This window comes from Mesobacillus boroniphilus JCM 21738 (assembly GCF_000517385.1).
Lineage (GTDB): Bacteria > Bacillota > Bacilli > Bacillales > Cytobacillaceae > Mesobacillus > Mesobacillus boroniphilus.
Window position 1 is genome coordinate 1 of record NZ_BAUW01000110.1, and the last position, 10,431, is coordinate 10,431.

A 10,431-nucleotide genomic window follows, 5' to 3' on the forward strand; every position below is an offset into this window, starting at 1 on the left:
CCAATCGTATCCTTATGAGGTAAAATCCATCCACATAAGGGTACGGTTCAAGCCTAATCGTATCCTTATGAAACCAAATCCAGCCACATAAGGGTAACGTTCAAGCGGAATCGTATCCTTATGAAGTCCAATCCAGCAACATAAGGGTACCGTTCAAGCGGAATCGTATCCTTATGAAGTCAAATCCAGCAACATAAGGGTACGGTTCAAGCCTAATCGTATCCTTATGAGGTAAAATCCAGCAACATAAGGGTACCGTTCAAGCGGAATCGTATCCTTATGAGGTAAAATTCAGCAACATAAGGGTACGGTTCGAGCCCAATCGTATCCTTATGCGGTATAGTCCAGCAACATAAGGGTACCGTTCAAGCCTAATCATATCCTTATGAAGTCCAATCCAGTTACATAAGGGCACATTTCAAGGTTTAACGCGCTATCTTGCAAGTAGCCTCACGATTTGATCCTCCACCTTCCTGCCATCTCGATCATCTAGCAGGTTATTCAGTAAAACGGAAAAAATAAGAGTGTCCCCGCTGTCTGTTTTTACATAGCCTGCTAGCGTGCTAACGCCTGTCAGCGTCCCTGTTTTTGCAGATACGCGATCCTTCAGGTGCTCTTCTTTCAGTCTATTGCGCATTGTTCCTCCGACCATTCTGTCTTCAACTCCGGCAACTGGAAGTGAATGCTGGAATGTCGGGAACCATTTCTCCTTTTGGGCAAGATAGAGTAGTTTTGTGATTTCGTTAGCAGGAATGAGATGGGCGTGCGAGATTCCGGATCCGTCTCGCAATACAAGCCGGCTGGTGTCAATACCGACTCTGGAAAGTTCTGCATCCATGACCTTAAGACCTTCATCCCAGCTGCCTTCATCATGAACGACCTTGCCCATTTCCTTAACTAGCACTTCAGCATGTCCGTTATTGCTTAATTTCATGAAGGGTATCATCAGGTCCGCAAGCGGCATTGATTTATGAGAAATTAACCTGGTCATTGTCTCCGTCGCACGTCCCGTTATAATTTTCCCAACTACTTTTATCCCATGTTCTTCTAATGACTTTTTAAAAAGACTTCCAGCATACAGGGAAGGCTCCCAGACGGCAACCCATTCCCTTGTTTTGTGAGCATTGACTGGAATCGTTCCGCTCACCAAAATGTTATTCGATCCATGCTCTCGTTCAATTATCACCTCATGTTTCCCCTTCGAATCTACTGTTCTTGTTTCATTAATAATCTTTAGATAATCCGTATCAGGCTCAAGGGAAATGTTTGCAGATTCCCCCTTCTTGCCTGGTAAAATATTGACAATAACTGTGCCGGCATCGAAGTCCAGGTTCGGTGAAGCAGTCAGGGCGGAAACCTGGGCGCCATAATATTGATGTTCGTCATTCCAGGTAAGGTCTTCTGAATACCGGACATTATCGTACCAGCTATCATCAGCCACTAAATCGCCGGCCACCTTCTTGATTCCTTTTCTCTTAAGTCTCTTTGCCATCTCATTAAAGTCAGCCGGGAGCAAGGTTGGATCGCCCATTCCTCTTAAAAATAAGTCACCCACAAGAGTACCGCTGTCAATTTTCCCATCTGCCAATACTTCAGTCGTAAAGCGGTATTCCTCCCCTAAAACCGAAAGCGCAGCTGCAGCTGTAAACATCTTCAGCACCGAAGCAGGCTGCAGCCGGGTATCCCCAATATGCTCGTACAAAAGCTTTCCATCCTCTGCAGACCTGATGCTGACACCAGCCAAAGCTCCATCAAGTACCGGCTCATTCGTTAACACCTTACTTATTTCTGTGGAGAACTCCCCACTAGGCTCAACAGCCCTGGCCGGAGGTTCTTCAGTATGAAAAAACGGAATGACGGCTAAGATGGTAACAAGTGAAAATATGATGATTGCTGTAGTTTTTTGTTTCAATTTTTAGTTCACTCCTTTCATTTCTCAACTGTATTCGACAGTAAATTTCCCAATAACCAATTAGTAGAGTCTATGATAATGTTTTAAATAATATAAGGTTCAGGAGGGAAAAAAATGTACCGATACTTTTTGAATACCTTACTCATTCTAGCCATCGGAGCAGGATTTTACTTCTATGTCCAACTGATTTTTTCAAAGGTGACAGACCCTCTGTACGGAACATTGGCGCTGCTCGCTGGCTGCCTGTTTGCGGCCGGGATTTCGAGGGAGCTCCTGTTGATAGCGCAATCAAGAAGGGAAAATAGTCAGATTTAACTTGAAAAAATACTCCTCATTGAAAATCCGTCAAATAAGGAGTCTCAATAGGAGTATTTTGTGGTTTTAAGATTCCATAACATTCTGGACGGGTAGTCATAGGGCAGGAGCCTTATTTTATGATTCCATGTCCGACAATTTCCACCTCGACTTTTGGGGTGATTGAAATGTTAGGGTATTCCTTTTTCCAATCCACCTGCTTCCAATAATCATTATGGAGCGCAATAAGTCGACGGCCAATGCCAAAACTATCGCTGTTCGCTTGCTGAAGTTTCTTTATGGCAGCTTCTGCATCTTTTGAGAGTATCTCAGAAAGCTTTTGATTCAGAAACTGGATTTCTTGTTTTTTATATAACTGATTTCTGGCATACTCAGTAAGTGCAATTTTTAATTTTAGATTTATGTTAACCTTTACTTCTTTATTCGAAATCTTTACCTCTAACTGTTGCTTTGTTTTTTTTACATCGAAAGATACAAAATCGCTGGGGCTATTATTTTCATGATTTGTGACTTCCTTTGTGAATCTAGGTTTCATCCCGGAAGTTCCGTCCATCAATAAAAAAATCATTGCCTCATCGCCTGATAAAATTTGCCCCGTAAATTTGCGTTCATTGAATAAAGCGATTCCTTCCACTTTGGCCTGAGTCCCACCCTCTTGGCTCATATAAGGGAGAATAAGGTCTTCACCTGGATCAAACATTTCGGCACAAATGGATTGAAGGTTTTCCTCAGGGATAAGGGATGCATCCTCCTGGCTTTCTAATAACTCAAACAAGTATTCACTAATTTCCTGTTCCTTAATATTCAGTTGAAGGATATCTTTTCCTATCCCTTCAGAAATAAAAACTTTAGCACTAAGGGAGCTTTTGGGGTCTCGATAAAATAAATCAAGAACTGGATATATATCTTGTTTTGCTAGCTCGTTTCCAATAATGAGTATCCGGAGCTTCGACGCATCGAATGTTTTCGAGCTTCGCTGATCGATATCTTTCCTTGCTGCTCTTGGCGTATTCCCGATCCCGGTGATGATTTGATAGGTTTCTGCTGAACCGCCTCCCTGGTCGGCCCTTTTTATAATGGGGGAAGCAACGGCATCGATTATTTTTCCTTCTGTATCCAAGTCAAAACTGGCAGCCATGTATAATCTAACATCCTTCAATAAATTTTGATCCCAACACCCGCTTAAAAGTATTGTCATACATCCGATGCATAATAATTTACTCGGCCGGGTCATGGTGGACACTTCCCTTCTTCGTTTTTTTAAAAAGGTACGAGACAAGCAGTAAAAGAATGGGAAAAAGAAGAAAGGCGAAGCTGGCATTTGTAATATATCTGGTCATCGATTCAGCAAAATGAATATTCGACTCTGCTATTAAGGATATCCCGAAAATTGGCAAAGCCAAGTAATAAATAAGCTTTTTATGCTGTAGTTTTTTAAGTAAACTTTTACAGGACTTTGCCGCCAAAAATAGGTAAGTGCTAAAGGAAGTGAAAACCATGATTATCCAAATGGAGAGGAACAGCAAATCCGTTCGTTCCATCGCTTTAAAGGTATAAGACTTTAACATATATAAGAGTGGTTCGGGTATTATTTTTAATTCTTCAGGACTGAAATAAATGAAACTGACAATGACCAGATAGGTATATAGCAAAGTTATGAACAAATTCGCCCAGGACATTATCTTGAATTTTTTCTTGTTTGATCCCATTACAAGCGGAAAAGTAATCAGGACCGCTTCAAACCCCAACATGGAGAGGAGGGCATCTTTGCTGCCAAAAAGGATATTTTTTATGCCACCCTGACCGATTGGGAGTATATAGTATATATTTGCATCTTTCAGTGTGTATGAAATCAGCAGGAATAGAACCAACATAAGGGGTGTAACTAATGTATAAAAGCGAGCCAATACCTTCAAACCGTCCACGCATAAATAAATCCCTGCCAGAATCAATAAGGAACCAATAATCCAGGTAGGTGTATAAGGAAGGATCCACCGATTGATAATTCTGATATAGAGAACCAAAATTAAGCTCCCGACACTTAGGAAATAGAGAGAGTAAAAGAGAGAGATCATCTTCCCTAATTTTATGCCAAGTAACAAAGAAGCTATTTCAAGAAGGTTTTGAGATTCAAATCTTCGGAAAAGTAGCAAATAAGCAAATAGTATGCCCTGAACCAACACTCCTGCAAGGAGAATGGAAATCCATCCATCTGAGTGGACAGAATTATGCATATCATACGGTAGGGAAAGTACGCCAACCCCTGATTGAGTGTGGATCAGCAAGAAGAAAAATTGCTGATAGGTGATCATATCCTTATTATTGTCCATCGATCTTCCATCCTCTTGAATCCCTCTGTCTTTTTGTGTTTGTAGCACGGGAGTTTTTTGGCCGTTCATTCATTTTCCAAAGCGGCAGCCTAAAGAATGTGTCTTTTAAGTCCTGTACATGCAAGGGCGCTAGCGGCGAGAAATAAGGAACACCAAACGACTCAAGTTTGCAAAGTTTTATAAAAATGATAATCAGCCCAAACATCAATCCGACAAACCCTAAAAATGATGCAGCAACCATAAGTGGAAACCGGATCAGGCGGACTGTCGTACTCATTTCGTTAGATGGCACAACAAAAGCAGAAATAGCTGTTACAGCCACAACCACTATCATTATGTTTGATATGAGACCAGCACTGACCACTGCATCTCCAATGACCAAACCGCCAACGATGCCAATAGTCTGTCCAACAGGCTTGGGAAGCCTGATCCCTGCTTCTCTGATCAGTTCAATCGTTATCTCCATGAAGAAGGCCTCCATTAAGGGAGGATAAGGTATACCTTCAACTGATCCTTTCAATGACAAAATCAATTCATGGGGAATGACCTCGAGATGGAACGCATTAATTGCGATATAAAGTGCCGGAAGTGTAATTGCAATAATGAAGCTTACATATCTCAGCATCCGGATGAAGGTAGCAGGTATCCACCTGCTGTTGTAATCATCTGATGATTGGTAAAAGGCAAAAAAAGTTATTGGAAGAATTAATGCCGTGGAGCTGCCATCGCCAATCAAGGCAACTCTCCCTTCCATTAAATTCGCTATCGTCCGGTCTGGCCGTTCAGTATTTACGATTTGTGGAAATAGGGAAAAGGGATCGTCTTCGATGAATTCTTCGATATACCCTGGACTTAAGACCATATCGGTTGATATATAAGATAGCCTTCTTTCCACTTCAGCTACTACCTTCTTGTCTGCTATTCCTTTCATAAAAACAACTGCAACCTTGGTTCTTGTTTTTTCACCCAATACATGATATTTCACAGTGAAATCTGGATCTTTGATTCTCATTCTTAAGAGGCTGATATTCGCTTCTAGATTTTCATTGAAACCATCATGCGCGCCACGGACAATACTTTCGTTCTGAGGCTCCTCTATTGCCCTTTGATGACTTTTCGGAAAATTGAAAAGCCATGATTCATTATGTTCACATATAAACAACACATATCCACCGTCAAGGATGCCTTCTATCAGCTCTTTGATCTCATGATTTTCCTTGCCATTTAAAGATTGTAAATTTTCATTGCTGACATTCGACCCTAGCTCGAACAATGGTAAAAGCAAATATTCCTTGAAATTCTCTTTTGAGACTAAGGTTTCAAGAAAACAAAATATAAATGAGATGCCACCTTTAGTAAATTTCATTTCTTTGAAATCTGCAGTATGTTCGAATACCGATGTTAACTTTTGGTATAGGCTATTGTTAATAGCTTTGTCCTCAATATCCTGTTGTAAGCCCTTCGGCAGCCTGACCTTTTTCATAACTACACCACTTTTTATTCAAAATATGGAATCCTTAATGTTAGGAGTAGTTATTCCAATTAACTTGCCAAAATATACAAAAGGAGATAACGGCTGGATGCAAGACCCATCTGGCATTTGCGGTTAAGAAAATCATGAGGTTATGATAGAATAAAACAAATGATAAAAGGGGGTTATTAGATGGACATTTTAGAGCCCGAAGTGAACCCATCTGAATGTGGTGACAGCTGTTGCTCATCAGAAAGAAAGAGCCATCACTCTGAAAAAACGAAAAAGAATCTTGTGACGAGATTGAATCGGATAGAAGGACAAATCCGCGGCATCAAAGGCCTGATTGAGAGAGATACATATTGCGATGATGTGATCACGCAGATTTCGGCAACTCAGGCTGCCTTGAACTCTGTGGCTAAACTTCTGCTTGAAGGACATATGAAATCTTGCATCGTCGAAAGGATCCAGGAAGGCGACGATGAAGTCGTTGATGAGCTGTTGACCACGATTGAGAAGCTGATGAAAAAATAAAAGTTATATTGTTTTTCATTTAACCTAATGTTCTGTATAATGACTCTAACTTAATAATTTTCTTCGGGGTCGGGTGAAAGTCCCAATCGGCGGTGATGAAGCGACGCTTCTTAGTCCGTGACCCGGTTAACATTTGTTAAACGGTGGATCTGGTGAAACTCCAGGGCCGACAGTTAAAGTCTGGATGGGAGAAGGAAAAAAACGAGGATTAATCGAACGGGATCAGTATGCCCTTTTTTAACCCTCTAGTTTGCCATTGGCTTTTTTAGGACCCCGAAGCAATTTTGTTTCGGGATCTTTTTATTTTTAAATTTCCCCAAGTAAAAATTAGAAAGGAGGTAGCCAGGTGAAAGATCAGGATTATATGGCACTAGCATTAATCTCGCCAGTGCGACTGATGGCCAGACCTCCCCGAACCCTAAAGTAGGTGCTGTCCTTGTGAAAGACGGCCAGATCATTGGCATGGGTGCCCATTTGAAGGCGGGTGAACACCATGCTGAGGTGCACGCAATCTCCATGGCCGGTGAAAAGGCAAAAGGCGCGACATTGTACGTGACCCTGGAGCCATGCAGTCATTTCGGGAAGACGCCGCCATGTTCGAATTTGGTTATAGAATCAGGCATCAAGAAAGTTTTTGTCGCCTCGGTCGATCCGAATCCGCTTGTTGGCGGAGCAGGCGTGAAAAAGATGCTTGAGGCAGGCATAGATGTCCAGGTTGGGTTGATGGAGGAAGAAGCAAAAGCGCTGAATAAAGTTTTTTCCATTACATAAGCACTGGCTTGCCCTATGTTACGTTGAAGTCAGCCACCAGCCTTGATGGAAAAATTGCAACTGTGGCCGGAGAGAGCCAGTGGATAACAGGAGAAGAGGCAAGAAAGGATGTTCATCAGTTTCGCCATACACATGACGCGATTTTAGTAGGCGTCAATACGGTCATCAAAGACAATCCGAGCCTGACGACAAGGCTTGAGTCCGGAGGGAAGAATCCGGTGAGGGTTGTTTTGGACAACACTCTTCGCACCCCGCTGGATTCTAGGGTCGTGAATGATAAGGCTGCACAAACCATTATCGTCACCGGAGCAATGGCAGAACCTGAAAGAGTAGAGCAATTTACTGAGCTGGGCATTGAGATTATCAGGGCAGAAACTGAGAAAATCGGGATTCATGACATGCTGAAAAAACTTGGAGACCGGGGTATCACTTCGGTTTACGTAGAAGGCGGAGCCGAGGTCCATGGCAGCTTTTTAAAAGAAAGGGCCTTTCAGCAAGTGATCACCTATATCGCTCCCAAGCTGCTCGGCGGGAAAAATGCTCCGGCAGCATATGGAGGTACAGGCATTGCCCGGCTTGAGGATACAGTTCGTTTAGAAATTAAAGATGTCAAACAAATTGGCCAGGATATCCGGATCATTGCTGAGCCGGTATAGAAGGAGGTTTGTATGTTTACTGGGATTATAGAAGAAATCGGCACAGTCGCGAATATCCAGCATAGCGGCGAGTCATTTGTCCTGACGATTGACGCAAGGAAAGTCCTGTCAGATGTCCACCTTGGAGATAGCATCGCTGTTAACGGAGTATGCCTGACCGTCACCTCTTTTACAGAGAATAGATTTACAGTTGATGTCATGCCTGAAACGGTAAAAGCCTCCAGCTTGAAAACTGTAAAAAGAGGTTCGAAGGTGAACCTGGAAAGAGCGATGGCAGCCGGCGGCCGGTTCGGCGGGCACTTTGTCGCCGGCCATGTGGATGGCGTCGGAACCATCAAAGGGAAAAAGCAAATAGAGAACGCTGTTTACTATGAAATTCAAGTGGACCCTGAATTGTTGAGGTATGTTATCATGAAAGGCTCTGTAGCTGTTGATGGGACGAGCCTGACTGTTTTCGGGATATCAGAAGACAGCTTGACTCTATCGCTCATTCCGCTCACTTTAAAAGATACAGTCTTAGGATTCAAGGGTACAGGTGATATCGTCAACATTGAATGTGACATGATCGGCAAGTATGTAGGGCACTTTTTAAGTAACCAGCCCCCTGCAGCTCCAAAACGAGGGAACAATATTACAGCCCAATTCTTAGAGGAAAACGGTTTATGTGAGGGTGATGAAAATGTTTGATCAAATTGAAGAGGCCATTTACGAACTGATGCAAGGAAATGTCGTCATCGTTTGTGACGATGAAGACCGGGAGAATGAAGGAGATTTCATCGCTCTGGCGGAAAAGGCGACACCTGATGTGATCAATTTCATGGCGACGCATGGCCGGGGATTGATCTGTGTGCCAATTGAACAGGAATTGGCCCAGAAGCTGGATTTACTGCCGATGGTATCCCGGAATACGGATCCACACGGCACGGCTTTTACCGTCAGCATCGATCATAAGTATTCAACAACCGGAATTTCTGCTTTTGAACGCTCGGCAACTGTATTGAGCATGCTTGACCCAGAAGCAAAGGCCGCTGATTTTAAAAGGCCTGGACATATTTTTCCGCTTGTTGCCAAGAACGGCGGAGTACTAAGGAGAGCCGGTCATACAGAGGCGGCTGTTGACCTGGCTAAATTAAGCGGTGCCAACCCTGCAGGCGTCATCTGCGAAATCATGAATGAAGATGGCACGATGGCTCGGGTCCCGGAACTCCGAAAAATTGCCGATCAGTTCGATTTGAAAATGATTACGATAAAAGACCTCATTCAATACCGCAATCGTAAAGACCAGCTGATTAAAAAAGAGGTTGAAATCAATCTTCCTACTGAATTCGGTATTTTTAAGGCAGTCGGTTATTCAAATGTAGTAGATGACAAAGAGCACATTGCCCTTGTAAAAGGAGAAATCGATCCGAACGAGCCGGTGCTTGTCAGAGTCCATTCCGAATGTTTGACAGGAGATGTGTTCGGTTCCTTCCGCTGTGATTGCGGGCCGCAGCTGCATGCTGCACTAAACCAGATTAACAAGGAAGGTCGCGGGGTTCTTTTGTACATGCGCCAGGAAGGCAGAGGCATCGGGCTGATGAACAAGCTGCGCGCGTATAAGCTTCAGGAAGAGGCTATGACACGGTTGAGGCCAATGAAAAGCTCGGCTTCGGTGCAGACCTTCGCGAATACGGAATTGGAGCCCAAATTTTAAAAGACCTTGGAATCAAGCAAATTAAATTGCTGACCAACAATCCAAAGAAAATCAAAGGGCTTAAGGGATATGACCTTGAAGTAGTCGACAGGGTGCCAATCCAGATGCCTACAAGGAAAGAAAACGAAAATTACTTAAAAACAAAACACAGCAAATTAGGCCATTTACTTAATTTTTAAATTTAAAAAAACATCTAATTGGAGGAAGTAATATGAATAGAACTTTTGAAGGTAATTTAGTAGGAACGGGTCTTAAAGTCGGAATCGTAGTCGGGCGTTTCAATGAATTTATCACAAGCAAGCTTTTGGGCGGCGCGCAGGACGCGTTGAAAAGACACGGGGTTGAGGAAAGCAACGTCGATGTTGCCTGGGTTCCAGGTGCGTTCGAAATCCCATTGGTCGCGCAAAAAATGGCTAAAAGCAATAAATATGATGCGGTTATCACATTAGGCACAGTCATCCGCGGTTCCACTCCACACTTCGATTATGTCTCCAATGAAACAGCAAAAGGCGTATCAGCCGCAGCAATGAACTCAGGTGTACCTGTCATCTTCGGAGTCCTGACTACGGATACAATCGAGCAGGCAATCGAACGCGCTGGCACCAAAGCCGGCAACAAAGGCTGGGACGCTGCAATGTCAGCAATTGAAATGGCGAATTTGATGAAGGATATTGAAATTTAATAAGGATTTCTTAAGCTGCAGGCAAACTCGCCTGCAGTTTTTTATTGGTTAGGAAACTATAAAATTT

General features: G+C 43.0%; 8 protein-coding genes, 2 pseudogenes and 1 riboswitch. Of the genes and pseudogenes, 6 read left to right on the top strand and 4 right to left on the bottom strand.

Annotation, left to right across the window (positions count from 1 at the left end):
• Nucleotides 1-433: 433 nt before the first annotated feature.
• The gene (gene dacB, locus JCM21738_RS19200) at nucleotides 434-1,912 is read right to left on the bottom strand and encodes a D-alanyl-D-alanine carboxypeptidase/D-alanyl-D-alanine endopeptidase (protein WP_023626747.1); all 1,479 of its coding nucleotides are present in this window, start codon (nucleotides 1,910-1,912) and stop codon (nucleotides 434-436) included.
• A 114-nt stretch (nucleotides 1,913-2,026) separates the two neighbouring features.
• Between dacB and JCM21738_RS19205 the strand changes: the two genes are divergently transcribed.
• Nucleotides 2,027-2,227, top strand: coding sequence for a hypothetical protein (locus JCM21738_RS19205; RefSeq protein WP_023626748.1), 201 nt, complete (start codon nucleotides 2,027-2,029; stop codon nucleotides 2,225-2,227).
• A 112-nt stretch (nucleotides 2,228-2,339) separates the two neighbouring features.
• On the opposite strand, the gene JCM21738_RS19210 is transcribed toward JCM21738_RS19205, so the two are convergent.
• The 3 genes from JCM21738_RS19210 to JCM21738_RS19220 are packed head-to-tail and all read right to left on the bottom strand — an operon-like array spanning nucleotide 2,340 to nucleotide 6,040.
• The gene (locus tag JCM21738_RS19210; RefSeq protein ID WP_081742176.1) at nucleotides 2,340-3,548 is read right to left on the bottom strand and encodes a Ger(x)C family spore germination protein; all 1,209 of its coding nucleotides are present in this window, start codon (nucleotides 3,546-3,548) and stop codon (nucleotides 2,340-2,342) included.
• A complete protein-coding gene (locus tag JCM21738_RS19215) occupies nucleotides 3,445-4,557 on the bottom strand; it encodes a GerAB/ArcD/ProY family transporter (RefSeq protein WP_023626750.1) in 1,113 nt (370 codons plus the stop codon). The genes JCM21738_RS19210 and JCM21738_RS19215 overlap by 104 nt, the downstream gene beginning before the upstream one ends.
• Nucleotides 4,547-6,040, bottom strand: a complete 1,494-nt coding sequence (locus JCM21738_RS19220) for a spore germination protein (protein ID WP_023626751.1) — start codon at nucleotides 6,038-6,040, stop codon at nucleotides 4,547-4,549. The genes JCM21738_RS19215 and JCM21738_RS19220 overlap by 11 nt, the downstream gene beginning before the upstream one ends.
• A gap of 180 nt (nucleotides 6,041-6,220) precedes the next feature.
• Here JCM21738_RS19220 and JCM21738_RS19225 point away from each other — a divergent pair, with 180 nt between their 5' ends.
• The 5 genes and pseudogenes from JCM21738_RS19225 (at nucleotide 6,221) to ribH (ending at nucleotide 10,364) form a co-directional block, all read left to right on the top strand.
• Complete coding sequence (locus JCM21738_RS19225) at nucleotides 6,221-6,562, top strand: metal-sensitive transcriptional regulator (protein WP_023626752.1); 342 nt, start codon at nucleotides 6,221-6,223, stop codon at nucleotides 6,560-6,562.
• A gap of 55 nt (nucleotides 6,563-6,617) precedes the next feature.
• A riboswitch (FMN riboswitch) is annotated at nucleotides 6,618-6,762 on the top strand.
• A 146-nt stretch (nucleotides 6,763-6,908) separates the two neighbouring features.
• Nucleotides 6,909-7,989: pseudogene (ribD, locus tag JCM21738_RS19230) on the top strand (bifunctional diaminohydroxyphosphoribosylaminopyrimidine deaminase/5-amino-6-(5-phosphoribosylamino)uracil reductase RibD).
• Between the two features lie 12 nt (nucleotides 7,990-8,001).
• Nucleotides 8,002-8,676: a riboflavin synthase gene (ribE, locus tag JCM21738_RS19235; RefSeq protein WP_035209911.1), complete on the top strand. Its 675-nt coding sequence runs from the start codon at nucleotides 8,002-8,004 to the stop codon at nucleotides 8,674-8,676.
• Nucleotides 8,669-9,861: pseudogene (locus JCM21738_RS19240) on the top strand (bifunctional 3,4-dihydroxy-2-butanone-4-phosphate synthase/GTP cyclohydrolase II). Before ribE ends, JCM21738_RS19240 begins: the two are co-directional and overlap by 8 nt.
• 32 nt (nucleotides 9,862-9,893) lie before the next feature.
• Entirely contained in the window at nucleotides 9,894-10,364 is a 471-nt protein-coding gene (gene ribH / locus JCM21738_RS19245; RefSeq protein ID WP_023626756.1) for a 6,7-dimethyl-8-ribityllumazine synthase, read from the top strand.
• The last annotated feature ends 67 nt before the right edge of the window (nucleotides 10,365-10,431 follow it).